Origin of the sequence: Psychrobacter sp. FME13 (assembly GCF_014861395.1) — a bacterium.
In the GTDB taxonomy this organism is placed as follows: domain Bacteria; phylum Pseudomonadota; class Gammaproteobacteria; order Pseudomonadales; family Moraxellaceae; genus Psychrobacter.
Genome location: NZ_RRYV01000018.1, coordinates 22,519 through 39,396, shown reverse-complemented (window position 1 = coordinate 39,396; position 16,878 = coordinate 22,519). Strand labels below are relative to the sequence as shown.

At 42.9% G+C, this 16,878-nt stretch carries 16 protein-coding genes; 9 read left to right on the top strand and 7 right to left on the bottom strand.

Annotated features, from left to right (window positions below; translation table 11 throughout):
* The 4 genes from EI164_RS04195 to lipB form a co-directional block, all read right to left on the bottom strand.
* A partial coding sequence (locus EI164_RS04195) for a transposase (RefSeq protein ID WP_192518743.1) occupies positions 1-232 on the bottom strand: 232 nt, incomplete at its 3' end.
* A gap of 52 nt (positions 233-284) precedes the next feature.
* Positions 285-449: a hypothetical protein gene (locus EI164_RS04190; RefSeq protein ID WP_192518742.1), complete on the bottom strand. Its 165-nt coding sequence runs from the start codon at positions 447-449 to the stop codon at positions 285-287.
* Positions 450-625: 176 nt separating this feature from the next.
* Positions 626-1,156, bottom strand: a complete 531-nt coding sequence (locus EI164_RS04185; protein WP_192518741.1) for an inorganic diphosphatase — start codon at positions 1,154-1,156, stop codon at positions 626-628.
* 198 nt (positions 1,157-1,354) lie between these two features.
* The gene (gene lipB, locus EI164_RS04180; protein WP_192518740.1) at positions 1,355-2,164 is read right to left on the bottom strand and encodes a lipoyl(octanoyl) transferase LipB; all 810 of its coding nucleotides are present in this window, start codon (positions 2,162-2,164) and stop codon (positions 1,355-1,357) included.
* A gap of 592 nt (positions 2,165-2,756) precedes the next feature.
* Between lipB and EI164_RS04175 the strand changes: the two genes are divergently transcribed.
* The 4 genes from EI164_RS04175 (at position 2,757) to pncB (ending at position 9,009) form a co-directional block, all read left to right on the top strand.
* A complete protein-coding gene (locus tag EI164_RS04175) occupies positions 2,757-4,241 on the top strand; it encodes a coniferyl aldehyde dehydrogenase (protein ID WP_192518739.1) in 1,485 nt (494 codons plus the stop codon).
* A gap of 67 nt (positions 4,242-4,308) precedes the next feature.
* On the top strand, positions 4,309-6,249 hold the full coding sequence (locus EI164_RS04170) for a glycine betaine ABC transporter substrate-binding protein (protein ID WP_192518738.1): 1,941 nt from the start codon (positions 4,309-4,311) through the stop codon (positions 6,247-6,249).
* Between the two features lie 124 nt (positions 6,250-6,373).
* Complete coding sequence (locus EI164_RS04165; protein ID WP_192518737.1) at positions 6,374-7,255, top strand: ATP-binding cassette domain-containing protein; 882 nt, start codon at positions 6,374-6,376, stop codon at positions 7,253-7,255.
* Between the two features lie 527 nt (positions 7,256-7,782).
* Positions 7,783-9,009: a nicotinate phosphoribosyltransferase gene (pncB, locus tag EI164_RS04160; RefSeq protein ID WP_192518736.1), complete on the top strand. Its 1,227-nt coding sequence runs from the start codon at positions 7,783-7,785 to the stop codon at positions 9,007-9,009.
* A gap of 7 nt (positions 9,010-9,016) precedes the next feature.
* Here the strand turns inward: pncB and xseB are convergent, their stop codons facing one another.
* From xseB to EI164_RS04145, 3 genes are all read right to left on the bottom strand, one after another.
* Complete coding sequence (xseB, locus tag EI164_RS04155) at positions 9,017-9,262, bottom strand: exodeoxyribonuclease VII small subunit (protein ID WP_192518735.1); 246 nt, start codon at positions 9,260-9,262, stop codon at positions 9,017-9,019.
* Between the two features lie 195 nt (positions 9,263-9,457).
* The gene (xseA, locus tag EI164_RS04150; protein WP_192518734.1) at positions 9,458-11,002 is read right to left on the bottom strand and encodes an exodeoxyribonuclease VII large subunit; all 1,545 of its coding nucleotides are present in this window, start codon (positions 11,000-11,002) and stop codon (positions 9,458-9,460) included.
* A 292-nt stretch (positions 11,003-11,294) separates the two neighbouring features.
* Positions 11,295-11,666 carry a hypothetical protein gene (locus EI164_RS04145; protein ID WP_192518733.1) on the bottom strand — a complete coding sequence of 124 codons (372 nt, stop codon included), beginning with the start codon at positions 11,664-11,666 and terminating at the stop codon, positions 11,295-11,297.
* 372 nt (positions 11,667-12,038) lie between these two features.
* On the opposite strand from EI164_RS04145, the gene EI164_RS04140 reads away from it, so the two are divergent.
* The 5 genes from EI164_RS04140 to EI164_RS04120 all read left to right on the top strand — a co-directional run bounded on the left by EI164_RS04140 (position 12,039) and on the right by EI164_RS04120 (position 16,713).
* Positions 12,039-12,686, top strand: a complete 648-nt coding sequence (locus tag EI164_RS04140) for an alpha/beta hydrolase (RefSeq protein WP_192518732.1) — start codon at positions 12,039-12,041, stop codon at positions 12,684-12,686.
* 271 nt (positions 12,687-12,957) lie between these two features.
* Positions 12,958-14,064 carry a cell division protein ZapE gene (zapE, locus tag EI164_RS04135; protein ID WP_192518731.1) on the top strand — a complete coding sequence of 369 codons (1,107 nt, stop codon included), beginning with the start codon at positions 12,958-12,960 and terminating at the stop codon, positions 14,062-14,064.
* A gap of 106 nt (positions 14,065-14,170) precedes the next feature.
* Positions 14,171-14,755 carry a nitroreductase family protein gene (locus EI164_RS04130; protein WP_413038436.1) on the top strand — a complete coding sequence of 195 codons (585 nt, stop codon included), beginning with the start codon at positions 14,171-14,173 and terminating at the stop codon, positions 14,753-14,755.
* A 125-nt stretch (positions 14,756-14,880) separates the two neighbouring features.
* Positions 14,881-16,170, top strand: coding sequence for an NAD(P)H-dependent glycerol-3-phosphate dehydrogenase (locus EI164_RS04125; RefSeq protein ID WP_192518729.1), 1,290 nt, complete (start codon positions 14,881-14,883; stop codon positions 16,168-16,170).
* A gap of 84 nt (positions 16,171-16,254) precedes the next feature.
* Positions 16,255-16,713 carry a SixA phosphatase family protein gene (locus EI164_RS04120; RefSeq protein WP_192518728.1) on the top strand — a complete coding sequence of 153 codons (459 nt, stop codon included), beginning with the start codon at positions 16,255-16,257 and terminating at the stop codon, positions 16,711-16,713.
* Positions 16,714-16,878 lie beyond the last annotated feature (165 nt).

Sequence of the window (16,878 nt, the reverse complement as noted above, 5' to 3'; positions counted from 1 at the left end):
TGAGCTGCCGCTTGAGCTGCTTTATTTCTTGAAGAGCACTCATAAGATCAGGATCGTATTGCTCTGTGCCGACAAGCTTGCCTTGATTGGCTTTGTTATGCCAATTTGATAGCGTTTGCATGGCAATGCCAAGCTGCTTTGCAGTGGCTGAGATATTGCCATTATTGTCTGATATCTTCTTGACGGCCTCGGCTTTAAATTCGTCACTGTAGGTTCTTACTTTCTTGGTCATGGTAAACTCCTGTTAATACGCTTAGTTTACCAAGTTTATCTCTACGGTTTTTTCAGCATAGCTCATCAATCCGTACCTTGGCTTCATCCATACTGATGTTTTCATCTTCAGCCAGTGTTTTGATGGCCATGACTATATTGTTTTTTTCGATCATCATAATGACCGCTTTTGGCAGTTTTGAGTTGACTGACTTTGCGCTAGGGTCGGGGTTAAACATGATTGTCCTTATTGCAACGTAAAAATTTAAAGATGATGTCTTGTTTATTATAACGGCTTTATAAACAGGGTCTGTTGAACATTTAAATATTCAAGCAAAAAAATACCGCAATCAAAATGATGATTGCGGTATTTTAGTATCTATCTGTATCAGCATTTCTGCCAATCTTTGATAAATTATAGATCTTTCCAGCGTTGGATAGACTTTTTAATCACTTCTTTCGCTTCTGCAACATCGTCCCAAGATTCAACCACAGTGCTACCTGGTTTTTTCAGGTCTTTGTAATGGCTGAAGTGGTACTCTAACTGGTTGATTAGCTGTTTTGGTAAATCAGCTAGGCTGTTGTAAGCGTTGCCTGTGTCACGGTCGTCAGCAGGTACGACGACGATTTTGTCATCTACTTCACCATCATCGACGAACTTCATCACACCGATTACTTTGGCTTTTAAGAAAATGCCAGTTGGTAATGGTTGCTCAGTAAGCAATAACACATCTAGCTCATCGCCATCTTCGTCAAGTGTTTGTGGGATAAAGCCATAGTTACAAGGCTTGGCAAAAATCTGTGGATCAATACGATCAAGCTCAAATACTGCTAGCTCGCGATTCCATTCGATTTTGTGACTGCTACCAGCTGGAATTTCTACTACTACGTTGATGATGCCGTTATCTACGTCGCCTGCGTCTAGAATTTTATTAAAATCAGCCATAAACTGCTCCAGTTTTCTTTTGTTTTGAATCTTTGAATAATATATAAGGGTTTGACTGCGCTATTATCATATAATCGCTGCGCCAATTGTACCGACAGCGATTATAGCAAGTTTGCTACAAATTTTCTCAAAATGCTTAAGTCTAAGCGGGCAAGATATTATGCAAAAAAAGATTATGCAAAAATGGACTCAAAGCATTTATTTTGGTGCGATCGCTCGTAACTCAATAATACCGGCATGACGCTTAGCAATATTATCAATCAATTTTTGTGTGACCTGTTCGTAGCTAAGTGATGGTGCAGCGTTTTCAGTCATATTGACGAAATCTGATAAGCGCAGCATTTGCATGCCAGCATAACCGCAAGGGTTAATCGCATTAAACGCCGCCAAGTCGCAATTGACGTTTAACGCGATACCATGATAACTAAAACCGTGCTTAATCTTAAAACCGAGTGATGCTATTTTCCCGAGCATGATTTTATCATCAACAGGTGTATCGTTGGTTTGCGTATCGGTATTACTATCTGGTGCAGAAGTATCCGCATATAAATAAACCCCAGGGGCGTCACGGCGTGCATGAGCGCTGATATTTTCACTCTTCGAGGCATCAGACTCTTGTAAGCACTCATTGATCACATCTTCGATGGCTTGTTCGGCATGAGACACTAAATGGCGCACACTCCAGCCCAAGCTGTGCAAATCAAACAACCAATAAACAACCAATTGTCCATGACCGTGCCAAGTGACTTGACCGCCACGATCTGTCTTGATGATAGGGGTGTCAGTACGTTGCAGTATGTGCTCTTCTTTACCTGCCTGCCCAAGAGTATAAACATCATTATGATCGACAATCCATAGCTCGTCAGGCGTCCGTAAGTCTTGTTCTTTTTTTAACGCAATGCGCTCAAGCGTGCGTTGTAACATCGCATCATGAGTCGGGTTATAGTCGGCTGTTGATAGGTATTTAGTGACAAGCGTTTCGTTGAGCGGTTGTGTGGTGTTTTCCATGAGAGTGGCAGTCTTATTGTTGTCTGATCTTTAGATATACATTATTAAGGTTTTGCAGGTGTTAATTTCTGGCATTAAGTGTAGCAGTTTTTGAGATTGGCACCCAAAGTTATATTTTGTGTCTGTGTAAACGATGCTTGTGTAAGTAATGTCTGTGCAAGCTGCCTCTCTATAAGTTGAGGCTTTATAATTTAGGTTTCTATAAATTGGGATTCTCTAACTTGAAAATCTATAAATTGTACCTGTGTAGAGTTTATAAATAACTGTGACGAGTAAAGGAGAGACATAAGCTAGGATGTGTCATATTACTTTTTTACGAACGTAGGAGTTACTGGAATCTGCTGTTCATTCGCTGTTCACTACGCTACATTAAAAGATAGTGAATTAGGGCGTGTCCTCATTTTAAAAATGGTGATAAAAATGAGATAAATTGCAGTCAAACAAGGAAAATAGCGCAGATAATATCGAGATATTAGTCAGCTATTTGACGCCGTTTGGCAAGATTTAGCCATTTTTAACCCATTTAGATAACTATCGATTGAATTGAGGACATGCCCTAGAATGATGCCAATACATATAACAAGGAAGAACAATGACAGGTAATAATAAAAAGGCTAGCGAGCCGACCTCAGTAGATATCAGTCCAGTAACACAAGACGCGTCTGAAGTGCTCAGTACTGCTCACACTATCGATGAGATGCAATCGCAGTTTGCACACTTGCAAGCACTTAGCCGGACGCAGCCAATAAATGATTGGGCAACACGCGAGACTCAGTTAGACAACTTAGAGGTCATGCTTAGCGATAACCAAATTGGTTTTACGGAAGCGATTAACGCAGACTTCGGCTATCGTAGCGAATCTGAGACGCAGTTTGCCGAGTTGTTCCCGAGCTTTACGGGTATTAGCCATGCCAAAAAACATGGCAAAAAATGGATGAAAACGCAGCGTGCGCCTATCTCAGCCTTGTATATGCCTGCACATAATGAGATCCAGCCGCAGCCATTAGGCGTGGTCGGTATCATGGTGCCTTGGAATTACCCGCTATTTTTGGCAGTAGGGCCGTTGATTGATGCATTAACGGCAGGTAATCGGGTGATGATTAAGATGAGTGAGGCAGCACCGCAATTTGCTCAAGCGTTTGCTGATGCAATCGCTCGCTATTTTTCGCCAGATATGGTTTGTGTGGTACTCGGCAAAGTTGATATTGCCGCGGCATTCAGCTCGCTACCCTTTGATCACCTGCTATATACTGGTTCTACAACAGTCGGCAAAAAAGTCATGGCAGCCGCTGCGCCTAACTTGACACCAGTCACGCTTGAGCTTGGTGGTAAGTCACCAGTAATGGTATTAGACGGTGCCAATTTAGAGACAGTGGTGAATCGTGTGATGATGGGTAAGACCTTAAACGCTGGTCAAACTTGTATTGCCCCTGATTATGTACTGATTCAGCGCAAGTATCATGAGCAGTTTATCAGTCTGGCAAAAGAGTGGATGGAAAAGCATTATCCTAATATCGAAAACAACCCAGATTATTCACGTATGATTAATGTCCAGCAGTTTAAACGCGTTAAAGACTACCTAGATGCATTATCAGGTGATGAGATACGTCAGCTGACTGCTGTTGAAGCCAATATCGAAACGCGTTTAATGCCGCCAATCATTGTGAGTGAACCTGCTCCTGATAGTGCAGTCATGCAAAATGAAATTTTTGCACCGATTTTGCCATTGATGCATTATGAGACGCTTGACGAGGCGATTCATTTTGTTAACGCGCGTCCACGTCCTTTGGCGCTGTATGTCTTTGGTGATAACCATAGAGGCATAGAAAAAGTACGTAATAATACGGTTTCAGGTGGTCTGTGTATTAATGAGGTTTTGATACACGTGGCTCAGCATGATTTACCGTTTGGTGGTGTTGGCGATTCTGGTACAGGTGCTTACCATGGCAAAGCAGGATTTGAGCGTTTAAGCCACATGAAGCCGGTGTTTGTACAATCTAAGTTGAATGGTCTGAATCTGTTGTTGCCGCCTTATGGTGGATTGTTTAAGAAGGCTATGGCAGTGTTTTTAAAGTAGCATTTTAAAGTAGCGTTCGTTAAGCTCTATAGATATAACACCGTATCAATTATTAATAGGACACCCCATGCGCCAATGGATTGCGTTAAGCCTACTCTGTATGAGTGCACTATTACTGCCTATATCGGCGTCAGCAGCTTGCGAGTCACCGATAAAATTTGGCGCGATTACATGGGAGAGCGGTCAGTTCACCTCTGGAGTGCTCAAGTATATTGCTGAAGAGGGTTATGGTTGTACCATCGAAGAAGTGCCAGGAGCAGGCCCCGCGCTTGAAACGGCGCTGTCACAGAATGACATTCAAGTCATTGGAGAGCAGTGGGTTGGACGATCTCCAATCATGGAACAAGCCATCGAACAAAATAAGGTGGCGGTCATCGGCGATACGCTCAAGGGCGGCGCAACCCAAGGTTGGTATGTCCCTAGCTACGTATTAGAAGAAAACCCAGGCCTACGCAGCTATCAAGATTTGCCTAAATACACTGAGCTGTTTACAGATCCTGAAAACCCTAGTAAGTCGCGTTTTATGAATTGTCCTTCTGGTTGGACGTGCGAAATCTTCAATACCCGTTTACTTAAGAACACGGGTTTAGACAATACCTTTAACAACGCCCACCCCGGAACAGGAGCCGCGCTTGATGCTGAGATTTCTTCTGCTTTTGAGCAGCATAAACCACTGTTATTCTACTATTGGCAGCCTACGGGGCTGATGGCAAAATACGACTTTGCGCCATTGGCGTTTCCTGCTCATAATGACGCCTGTTGGCAAGACTTGTTACGAGCAGATGGTACGATGGATTGTGTCACTGGGTTCCCTGTTTCTCCTTTAGGTATCGCGGTATCTACACCTTTTATTGAGTCTAATCCTGAACTGGCAGATGTCTTCAAAAAAATACAGTTTACCTCTGATGAGCTCAATGGCGCTATCTTAGAGATGAGCGAAAGTAAACGTAGCGGAGATGAGCAAGCATTGGTATTTTTGCGTGAGAACCCAAAGGTTTGGCAAGCGTGGCTATCTGATAAAGCTGCCACCAATCTTGCGGCCAAGTTAGGTATCAGCTTAACAGGTGCTCCTATCGACAGTACGGCTGTTACTAATAACATCACCAATGGTAATCAACATGGTCTCGCATCAAGTTTCCCCTCATGGTCACTGGAGACGCCGCTCAATAATACACTAGCAAGTGTGGTTCAAAATTACGGTGACGTCTTTCGCAGCATCAGTACGATGGCATTAACCTATTTATTGCTACCGATTGAGCGTCTATTAACGGTCATTCCACCATGGCTGATTATTGCACTTGTTACGGTGTTGGGCTGGTTTGGTGTGCGTAAGGTTTGGTTTGCGCTGGCATGTGGCGCAGGGTTGTTTCTCATTGGTGCTTTTGGACTATGGGGCGCGTTGATTGATACTTTTGCCTTGCTCATCGTATCAGTATTGGTCACAGTAGTGATTGGAATTCCTATTGGTATTGCGATGGCAGGCAGTCAGCTGCTGCGTAAGGTGGTTACACCGATACTAGATGTGATGCAGACCATGCCAAGCTTTGTCTACCTCATACCAGTGCTCATGCTATTTGGCATTGGTAAAGTGCCTGCATTGTTTGCCACCATTATTTATGCATTGCCGCCATTGATTCGTCTGACGACATTAGGCATTACGCAGGTCAAGCATGAGATGGTCGAGGCGGGACGCTCATTTGGTAGCACGCACTTGCAGCTACTCATTTGGATTAAGTTACCACAAGCACTGCCTAGTATCATGGCGGGTGTCAACCAAGCAGTCATGATGTCGCTATCCATGGTGGTGCTCGCTTCTATGATCGGCGCGCCGGGTCTTGGCGAAGATGTGTTGCAATCTATTCAAACCCTTAATATTGGTCAAGGCCTACAAGCAGGTATGGCTATTGTCATTGTTGCTATTATTATTGACCGTATTACTCAGGCATTTGGTCAAGGCAAGCGCGCCCGTCAAAAAACGATTGACGCGAGCAGACGCTCGATTGGTTAATGACTTGGTCGACTATAAAAAACTAAGCTGAAAAAGAAAGTAAGCTGACATTTGAATATGAATATTTGAATGGACTAACAATGAAGACACGCCTTAATAAAAAATACAAATAGCGAGAACGGCAATGAATCACATCCAGCTAGAAAATATCAGCAAAATCTATAATGCTAATACAACGCAAGCAAAGTCTGTGATGGCATTATTGGCTAAAGGTATGGACAGTGTTGCGGTTAAGGAGCAGACGGGCTATTCGGTTGGGCTGTATGATATTAATTTAAGCGTTAAAGCGGGCGAGCTGCATTGTATTATGGGGCTGTCAGGATCTGGTAAGTCAACATTGATACGACATATCAATCGCTTGATTGACCCAACCAGTGGCAAGATATGGGTTGATACGAGTATTGATGCGCAGACTACTATCACAGATGATGTGATCGCAGCTACTCCAAAGTCATCGGCTGCTATCAATGTATTAGCGCTGAATGATAAGGAGCTACAACATTATCGTCAGCAAACCGTTAGTATGGTCTTTCAGCACTTTGGCCTAGTGCCACACATGACAGTCATGCAAAACGTCGCGTATGGTTTACGTGTGCGAAAAATGAGCACCAAAGAGCGCCACGAAGTTGCACGATATTGGCTAAATGAAGTAGGACTTCCTAATCTAGAGCATAGCTATCCGGATGAGTTGTCAGGAGGGATGCAGCAGCGTGTGGGTCTAGCACGTGCTCTGGCAACTGACAATCCAATCTTACTGATGGATGAGGCGTTCTCTGCGCTTGATCCACTCATCCGTGCTCAATTGCAAGACCAGCTGCTTGAATTACAAGAGCGGCTGCATAAGACCATTGTCTTTATCACTCATGACATAGATGAAGCGGTCAAGGTGGGACAGCGTATCAGCATATTGAATGGTGGACGTTTAGTGCAAACAGGCACACCCAGTGATTTACGCAACAACCCAGCGGATGATTATGTTGCACAGTTCATGCACGCGAACGCATAAAGCGTGTTGAATAGTTACTGATAGATGGGCGTGATATTTTTATAGAAGATATGAGTAGGGCGTGTTGAACATTCAAATGTGGTGCTGGCAGTGACTATTTTTTAGACAATATGTAGTGAAATTTTTGATGCCTAGTCATTCTAGGTTAAACAATTTCGCTATATATTGGCAAAAAAGAGTACTGCCCCGAAGGGCTGATGCTAAAATCACCCCAAACGTTGTTGCAAACCTAGCTAAGGTCTCGACATTATCGGCGGCTTACGCCTAGTTTAGTGCAATTTTAGCGATCAGCAGCCCTAATATTTGAATGTTCAACACGCCTTAATCGTAGTAATTATGCTGCCATTAATCGTGAACTCTGAAATAAACCGTAAACTTCGTTATACTTAACGGCTTATTGAAGACTCCTCGTAAATGAGAACCTCTAAATCATGAATGAGAGTCTCTAATTTACTGTCCGCATATGATGTCGCTTTGCTGATTAGGTGACGTTTATTTCTTATTTTTGCGTTTTTTAAGGCCATAGCATGACCGTTACCTATGCACCTATTATTACTTCATTACTTGATAATGACTTATATAAATTTACGATGTTACAAGCCATGCTGCATCAGTTTCCACAAACGCATGGTGTCTATCGTTTTCGCTGTCGTAATAATGAAGATACTGTCTACCCACTGGCTGATATCAAAGAGCAATTAGAAAAACAGTTAGACAGTCTGTGCGAGCTGCGTTTTTTAGAAGATGAGTTAGAGTACTTACGCAGCTTACGCTTTATGCGTTCTGATTTCGTCGATTATCTGGAGCTGTTTAAGCTAAAACGTCGCTTTATCACTGTCAGTACCGATGATGAAGGACGCTTGTTTATCGATATTGAAGGGCCGATGATTCAGGCGATGTTTTTTGAAGTATTTGTCTTAGCTATTGTCAATGAGCTGTATTTTGATGCGTTATCAGATACCACTATCATCGAAGAAGGGCAGCGTAGGCTGGATGAAAAAGTCGAGTTATTACACCAATATGCCCTAGAACAGACAAAAGAAAGTGAAGATACGCCGCCGTTCATTGTCGCAGATTTTGGTACTCGTAGACGATTTAGTAAAAGTTGGCAAGCGCATGTGGTACAGACGTTACATCACGCGCAACCAAAAATTATCAGTGGTACATCCAACGTATATTTGGCTAAAACGTTAGGTATGACGCCAATTGGTACCATGGCACACGAGTTTATGCAGGCATTTCAAGCATTGGACGTGCGTTTGCGTGATTCACAAAAAGCCGCGCTTGAAGCGTGGGTGCATGAGTATCGTGGTGATTTGGGCATTGCGCTGACCGATGTCGTTGGCATGGATGCCTTCTTACGTGATTTTGATTTGTATTTTGCTAAGCTGTTTGATGGTCTGCGTCATGATAGTGGCGATCCTTATATCTGGGGTGATAAAGCGATTGCTCATTATGATAAGTTGAAGATAGACCCCAAGGCTAAGATACTTACTTTTAGTGATGGTTTGAATCTTGACAAAGCTTGGGAGCTGCATCAATACTTTAAGCATCGCATTAGAACCAGTTTTGGTATTGGTACCAATCTTACCAATGATATGGGTATTACACCGATTAATATTGTGCTGAAATTGGTTGAGTGTAACGGTCAGCCAGTCGCCAAATTGTCTGACAGCCCAGGCAAGACCATGATCAATAACGACACGTATCTTGCCTATCTACGCCAAGTCTTTGAAGTTGACGAACCGGAGTAAGTATTGCTTAGCTGTCTACTTCATCAGATTTAACGTCTTCAGCAAAGGCGGCATCTAATGCTTGTTGTACGGCATTGATGCGTGTCTCGCAGACGCGATACGCCGCAATCGACTCTTCAACCGTGGTCATCAGGTTGTCGATATCGGGCTCGTCTTGTTGCTGTAATTCAGCGGCATTGGTTTTTAGAATGTCATAAGCCGCCTTAAAGGTTTTTGGGGTGGCTTTTTTGCGTCGGCGAGTAGGGGTTGCCATGAGGTTTCCTAATTTTTAGAAGTAAGTATAGTTAAAGAAACATAAAACCGATACGATTGTATTATGGTGCTATTGGTACAAATTTTACTTGCTTGCTATATTCACAGAGGCTGCGAAAAATTTATCCCAGCAGCACTGTAGCGATTTAAACATACTTTGACTATAGATGGATAATCGTAAGGTGTTATTGTGTGGTTAAGTGGTGGTGTTTGATATTTCAGTCGCTTTTTGATCTGTATGGATATCAATAATCTGCGCTTTTGCTTTGCCATCTTTTAGGACAATATGCACAGTTTGTTCAGGGTACAGCTGGTTACTACTGGTTAGTATTTGTTTGTCTTTATTATCAGTCAGCATGGTATAGCCTTGTTTCAGCACGCGAGATGGTCGATGTAACAGCACAATGTCACGTAGATGCTCACTGTTGCGTTGTGCTTGTATTAAGGTCTGCTGAGCACTTTTTATAATGGCTTTTTGATAGTCTTGACTATAAGTCGATGCGATTACTAGTTGCTGATGCGCCGCGTCTTTGATTTTTTCTCGCAGATCATTTGTCAATCTGACGGCTTGCTTTACTTGGCGTTGGGCGCTTTGCTGAATATTGCGCCATGCATAATCGCTGTCTTTTCGCAGTGACGTGAGCTGTCCAATCGTTTGTGACTGTACTTGGCTTAACTGGCGTGCGGTTTGTTGCTCAGCGATGTTTAATTGCCGCTGTGCTGCTTGCTTGATTTGCGCTTGATACTGTAGCGTCTGAGAGACCAGTTGCGCCAAATGACTGCCAATCGCAGCGATGACTTTAGAGGGTGTGTCAAAGCTTGTGTGCGCGACCTCATCTAAGATAGTTTTGTCACGTTCATGCCCAATGCCTACCCAAACAGGAATAGGCTGCTCAGCCACTAAAGCAGCCAGCTCATAGTCGTTTAGATAAGCCAAGTCACCAACGGCACCGCCACCACGAATAATCACTAATAAATCTGGCAGGCGCTGATACGTGTCGTAAAACTGCTGCTGAGCATTGACGATGGCTTGGCGAATTTCGGCAGGCGCATGATTGCCTTGAAAAGTAGCGTTATGGTAATGGAAATGACAGGCATCTGTACTGGCTAGACGATCTGCATCTGCTTGAAAATCTCCCAATCCGGCAGCCTTTTCAGGCGCAATTACAAGCACGTGCTCGATATCGAATGGGACGGGAAGTTGCTGATTGAGGTGCAATAACCCTTCACCTGTTAAGCGATCGACCATTTCCGCATATTGCCGTGCCAAGTCGCCTAACGTGTAGCTAGGGTCAATGTCCTCAATGGTGAGCGAAAAACCATATTGCGCATGAAAACCTGCCGATACTTTTAGTAATACTGTCAAATCACGGTCAAGCGGCATGCCTGTTGCGCGCTCAAATTTCGCCAATACACGCGCCGCTTTAAAGCGCCAAAGGTTGCCACGGCAGCTGGCGATTACTTTGCCGTCTTCATCTTTTTCTGCGAGTTCAAAATAATAATGTCCGCCTTTGCTAGACAGGTTACGAATTTCTGCTTTTACCCATACTCGGTGATTAAAGGTTTGTTTGATTACCATATCAACCGCTGATAAATAATCGCTCAGACGCAAGACGGTATCTTCCAAATTACCTTCAAGGTCATTTTCTTGTTCAGCCAGTTCGGCTTCTAAAGTTGCCAAATCTTTAGCAGGCGTTATTACCTTAGATTGTTTAGAATGTGAGAGATTAGGTTTACGCATAATTAGAGGACCAAAGGTGATGAAAGCTGCAAGACTGACTGCCTATATTGCTTCGAATACAGTATTAAACCGAATACAGTTTAATTATATAGTCAGAGAACTACTAAATTTCTTTGACTATTTGATGATAGGTATAAAAAATTCGATATCGTAGTTTACCCCAAAAGCGCACATACAAAAAGAGAAGCCAGCAGTTCTGCGATAAGAATAATATATCAACTTTATCGCAGAACTGCTGGTTAAATGCTAACTGGTCATTATTTTTTGATCGATGCTAGGGCGTGTCCTAGTTTTATTGGCAACGGAAGTTAATCATGTATTCATAATCATCATCACGTGATAAATCTGGTGTGCCAGTGCCAAGTACTGAACCAACGACCGCACCAACTTGTCCAACCATGCGACCTGTACGTTCATTTAAGATACCATTATATGTTACCGTATCATCAACGATAATCACTTGCTTGCTTCGGCAAGTTTTTTGCGCATTGTCTAGCGCAATCTGCTGTGCATTCACTTTAGTATCGGCAATACCCGTGGTTTCATAAATAGAATCAGCACGCTGTATGACAGGTGCAGAAGGTGTGGTGCTTTGACAAGCGCTCAAGGCGATGACAGCGGCCATCGTTGCAGTTAAGGTTGCCGTTTTATTGAAAGTATTCATAAGTGGTTTTCAATCCCTGTCAGTCGAACATAAGTATCAATTTTAAGTAGACATTGTATGAGCATCACATCAAGCTAATGTACTACTCAATAACTAGTATGCTACTCAACAACTGTCATAAATTTAACCTATTCATCGTTTGTCTGTCTAGGCAGTTCTTGTTTGCTATATTACAGTGATATTACATACACCCCTTATCTTTTGATACGACAGATATCAAAACCTACTGAGATTACTGATACTTATAGGATGGCATTCATTTATCAATCGCTAGAATTTCAAAAAATCTATGTTTGTACACAGCAAATCACTTGAAATAAAAACCATATCTAGGATAATTGATCTATTCATTCTCAATTATTAAGTAATGTTATGCAATTGATTCCCGCTCCTGCTGGCGTGCTCGAAGTTGATGCACTATGGCAACAAGGCAACCCTAACGATCCGAATACTGATACAGTGGCTCTGCTTTGCCATCCCAATCCGCTATTTGACGGAACGATGAATAATAAAGTAGTCACGACCATGTACCGTTTTGCCCGTGACAATGGTATGCATGTGGTACGTTTCAACTTTCGCGGTGTAGGACAGTCAACGGGTGAGCATGATTATGCTGAAGGCGAGATAGTTGATGCAATGACCGTGCTACAATGGATCGCGGAACAGACCAACGCCCGAAAATTATGGCTTGGTGGTTTTTCTTTTGGCGGTTATGTGACAGCACGTGTGGCTGAGCAAGTGATCGAAGCCTCTCATGTATGGGGACTAAGCGATTTTGAAGTATCGAGAATCGCACTTATCGCGCCATCGATCGAAAAAAATGACAGCAGTGACCTGAGTTTACCAACTGACAAAACTTTTGAGATTTATGGCAATGCAGATGAAGTCATCGACCCTGACAATATGCAGGCATTCGCTGAACGATTGGGTATAGCTGTTAGCGTTGTAGATGGCGCTGGTCACTTTTTTCATGGACGTTTGTCAGAATTGAAAGGTTTGTTAGAAAAGCATAGCATTTAAGAATTTTACTTTACAGCATGTAAGGATTTTACTTGAATGTAGTCCTGTAAAATTTATCTATTATTTTAATATTTATTTAGGGTGTGTCATCAATTAGATCGTGAGGCTTAAAATGAGAAAAATTGTAGATAAACAAGGCAGAAATTGCCGTTAATATGAACATATTGACAAAATTTCTAACGATGTTTAGCAAAATTTAGCCATTTTAAGACCACTAAATGTATTCATGTGCTAATTGATGATACGCTCTAGCCTAATGATGAGTCGTATTATGAGTTTATCTCCATTACAACGTTACGAGCAAGCCGTCAGTACCGATGATTTTACTCGAGATGAGCAACAATTTCAGGCCATGAGTTATCTGGATGAGATGTATCATCAGCTCGTCAATACTGCGCCACCAAAGAAAGGGTTTTTTAGCTTTTTAAAGTCCAAGCCTACAGCACCAAAAGGCTTGTATATGTGGGGCGGGGTAGGTCGAGGTAAAACATGGATGATGGACATGTTTTATGATTCATTGACTCTTGATCGCAAGATGCGCCTGCATTTCCACCATTTTATGCAGCGCGTACATCAAGAGCTACACAAGCTAAAAGGTGAGAGCGACCCTTTAGAAAAAGTGGCAGATATTATCTATGAAGAGGCGACCATCATTTGTTTTGATGAATTTTTTGTGTCTAACGTTTCTGACGCCATGATTTTGGGTGATTTGTTCACCATGCTTTTCAACCGTGGTATTACGCTAGTCGCGACCTCGAATATCGAGCCGGCAGGACTGTATAAAGATGGCATACACCGCGACCGTTTTTTACCAGCGATTGCTGAAGTTGAAAGCCATACGGTGGTGATGAACATCGACTCTGGTATTGATTATCGTTTGCGTGTATTACAGCAGGCGGAGCTATACAAATCGCCGATGACCAAAGCCAATCACCATTGGTTAGCTAACCGTTTTGCCAGTTTGTCTAATAACCAAAAAATCAGTAATGAGCCAATTACTATTAATGGACGAGAAATAAAAATCAATGCTCGTACCGAAGATATTCTATTTTGTGATTTCCGTCACTTGTGCATGGAGCCACGTTCAGCATCTGACTTTATCGAAATCGCTAAACAGTTCAGCACCGTATTGGTTAATGCTGTGCCTGCATTAGAGGATGATACTTACCGTGATCCAACGCGTCGCTTTATTTATCTAGTCGATGAATTTTATGATCGCCGCGTAAAACTCTTGGTACGCGCAGAGCAATCCATTTTGGAGTTGTATCAAGGACAGAAGCTGGCATTTGAGATTGAGCGTACACGTTCGCGCTTGCTTGAAATGCAGTCAGAAGATTATTTGCGAATGGAGCATCGTGTCGAAGTTGATCCAACATAAAAATAGCAGTTTTTGAATAAAAAATAATAACAAATAAGGAGTAGCAATGACTACATCAGACAACAATGATAAAAAACTGTCTATCAAAGACGTGACCACTGACAGTATGCCGATTACTAGTGAAGAAATGATTGGCTGGATCAACTCAAGACGCAGTATGGGTAATCTGGATGCACCAGCACCCACTTATGCACAAGTTAAAACAGCGATTGAATGTGCGACCACAGCACCAGATCATAAGAAGCTACAGCCCTGGCGTTTTGTTGTGACACAAGGTGATGCGCGTCATGAATTGGGTCGTGTATTGGCTCGAGCGGCCCAAGAAAAAGCGATACAAGAAGGAGAGGTGTTGTCTGAAAAAGACATTGAAAAAACTGTTAATATACCGTTGCGTGCGCCAATGATTATTACAGTAGTCACTAAAATGCAAGCGCACCAAAAAGTTCCGCCTTTTGAGCAAATACTCAGTACTGGTGCTGCTGTACAAAATCTTATTTTGGCTCTTAAAGCGCAAGGATATAGTACCGTATGGCGTACTGGTCTATTGTGTAACGAACCAGCGGTGAAAGCCTATTTTGATGTTGGCTCAAATGATTATGTAACGGCCTTTGTTTATACTGGTACCAGTCCTGCAGATGAAGCCACACGTAAAGCAACTGATATTGAGCCATTAGTAAGGTTTGAGTCATAATGCCTTTGAGTACTTTTTGTTTAATAACGTTATCATTTAAATAGACAGTCAGTCTCAGCAGCTAAAAATACCCAAGCCATGACAAGTTCTATTAATGATCGGCCAGTCAACACGGATACAAGAATATGACCAGTTCTAATGATAGCAATAAAAAAACCACTAACGATAACAGCGCCACCGATAACCATACGCCTGAAAAGCAAAACAGTCTGTTGGCAGGTATTATCGAGCGTGCGGCCAAATCAGGTATTGGCCGTAAGAAGCTAAATCCTAGTGCAGTAGAGGCAGCAGTCGCAAAAAATATGGCAGAGATTCATAGCAATCCTACCAAGCTGCGTTTGGCATTTTTGGGCGGTGGTAGTTTTGGTACGGCAATGGCAAACTTAGCCGCACGAAACGGTTGTGATACCACGCTATGGGTGCGTAATAAGCGCACCGTAAAAGCAATGGCAAAAACTCAGACCAATAAAAAATACTTGCCAGGTTATAAGCTGGATGATCGCTTAAAGTATAGTCATGATTTGGCAGCATCGGTCAAAGACAAAGACATTATCTTTATTGCAGTGCCAGGTTTGGCATTCCGAGAGACCTTAAAAAATATCGCGCCATTTATCAGTGGACAGTCGATTGTGTCATTAACCAAAGGGATGGAAAAAGACACCTTTGCAATGATGAGTGACATTATTAAAGATGTATTGCCAGAAGTGAATTTCGGTGTCATGTCAGGGCCGAACCTAGCGATAGAAATCATGAAAAACATGCCGTCGGCGACAGTTATCGCTAGTGAATCTGAGCCTTTGCGCCATGCTGTTCAGGCTGCACTACACAGTGCGTTCTTTCGAGTGTTTGCCAGTGATGATGTCAAAGGCGTAGAGCTAGGCGGTGCACTCAAAAACATCTATGCAATTGCGATGGGTATGGCAGCGGCGTACGATGTCGGCGAAAACACCAAGGCCATGATATTGACCCGTGGTTTGGCAGAAATGAGTCGTTTTGGTGTGGAAGCAGGTGCCAATCCACTCACGTTTTTAGGATTGTCAGGCGTCGGCGATCTGTATGCCACTTGTAGCTCAGAGCTGAGTCGCAACTACCGCGTGGGCAATATGCTCGGTCGGGGTATGAGTATTGATGCAGCAGTCAAAAAACTGGGCCAGACAGCCGAAGGGGTTAATACCATTCAGCAAGTGCATGAGAAAGCCACTAAGCAAGGTATTTATATGCCTATTACTCATGCGCTTTACGCCGTCATCTACGAAGACAAAGCAGCATTAGGTGTAGCGTTACATCTCATGGAAGCAGGGTTCCGAAGTGACGTTGAGTTTGTGATGGCGCATGATCATAGCAATGCAGCATTGACTGAACAAATGAAGACGTCGAGCGATGAAGATATAAGTGGTAATACTGATGGTCAGTAAAGCACTGTATATTAAATTAAGGCACTGTTTTTAGGTGGGTTATTCTGAGCATAACATCATAATGATAGTGCAGTAAGGAAGCGTATGAAAATTATATTAGTACGTCATGGTCAAGCAGAAGATGAGTCACGTCCTGATAGTGCTCGCCAGTTGACTGATTTTGGTCGACAGCAAGTGGCACAGACGGCAGAGTATGTGACGACTTATTACAGCCCTGATTATTTCGTTGTCAGTCCTTATGACAGAGCACAACAAACATTAGCGGAGTTTCAGTTACGCGCGCAAACCGTGTCGTCGGTTGTGCAGGACAATATCACGCCTGCTGATGATGCGCGACAGGCACTGATAGATATTGGCAATATTGATGCTGAATGTTTGGTTGTTGTGTGTCACATGTCTATCGTTGCTTATATTGCTGGCTTGCTAACGGGTGATTATCCCGAGTCGTTTTCTTTAGCAGAAGCAAGGGTATTTGAGATGGATTTTGTGATGGCTGGTATGGCAAAGGAGGTTGACCGTTTTGTACCAGATCAACCTTATTAGGGTCTGTTGAACATTCAAATATTAGGACTGCTGATCGCTAAAATTGCACCAAACTAGGCGCAAGTCGACGATAATGTCGAGACCTTGGCTAGGATTGCAACAACGTTTGGGGTGATTTTAGCCTCAGCCTTTCAGGGCAGTGCTATTTTTTGCCAATATATGGCG

Coding starts and splice junctions, on each gene's coding strand:
- EI164_RS04190 (WP_192518742.1), bottom strand. CDS start 449: ATGTTTAACCCCGACCCTAGCGCAAAGTCAGTCAACTCAAAACTGCCA.
- EI164_RS04185 (WP_192518741.1), bottom strand. CDS start 1,156: ATGGCTGATTTTAATAAAATTCTAGACGCAGGCGACGTAGATAACGGC.
- lipB (WP_192518740.1), bottom strand. CDS start 2,164: ATGGAAAACACCACACAACCGCTCAACGAAACGCTTGTCACTAAATAC.
- EI164_RS04175 (WP_192518739.1), top strand. CDS start 2,757: ATGACAGGTAATAATAAAAAGGCTAGCGAGCCGACCTCAGTAGATATC.
- EI164_RS04170 (WP_192518738.1), top strand. CDS start 4,309: ATGCGCCAATGGATTGCGTTAAGCCTACTCTGTATGAGTGCACTATTA.
- EI164_RS04165 (WP_192518737.1), top strand. CDS start 6,374: ATGAATCACATCCAGCTAGAAAATATCAGCAAAATCTATAATGCTAAT.
- pncB (WP_192518736.1), top strand. CDS start 7,783: ATGACCGTTACCTATGCACCTATTATTACTTCATTACTTGATAATGAC.
- xseB (WP_192518735.1), bottom strand. CDS start 9,262: ATGGCAACCCCTACTCGCCGACGCAAAAAAGCCACCCCAAAAACCTTT.
- xseA (WP_192518734.1), bottom strand. CDS start 11,002: ATGCGTAAACCTAATCTCTCACATTCTAAACAATCTAAGGTAATAACG.
- EI164_RS04145 (WP_192518733.1), bottom strand. CDS start 11,666: ATGAATACTTTCAATAAAACGGCAACCTTAACTGCAACGATGGCCGCT.
- EI164_RS04140 (WP_192518732.1), top strand. CDS start 12,039: ATGCAATTGATTCCCGCTCCTGCTGGCGTGCTCGAAGTTGATGCACTA.
- zapE (WP_192518731.1), top strand. CDS start 12,958: ATGAGTTTATCTCCATTACAACGTTACGAGCAAGCCGTCAGTACCGAT.
- EI164_RS04130 (WP_413038436.1), top strand. CDS start 14,171: ATGCCGATTACTAGTGAAGAAATGATTGGCTGGATCAACTCAAGACGC.
- EI164_RS04125 (WP_192518729.1), top strand. CDS start 14,881: ATGACCAGTTCTAATGATAGCAATAAAAAAACCACTAACGATAACAGC.
- EI164_RS04120 (WP_192518728.1), top strand. CDS start 16,255: ATGAAAATTATATTAGTACGTCATGGTCAAGCAGAAGATGAGTCACGT.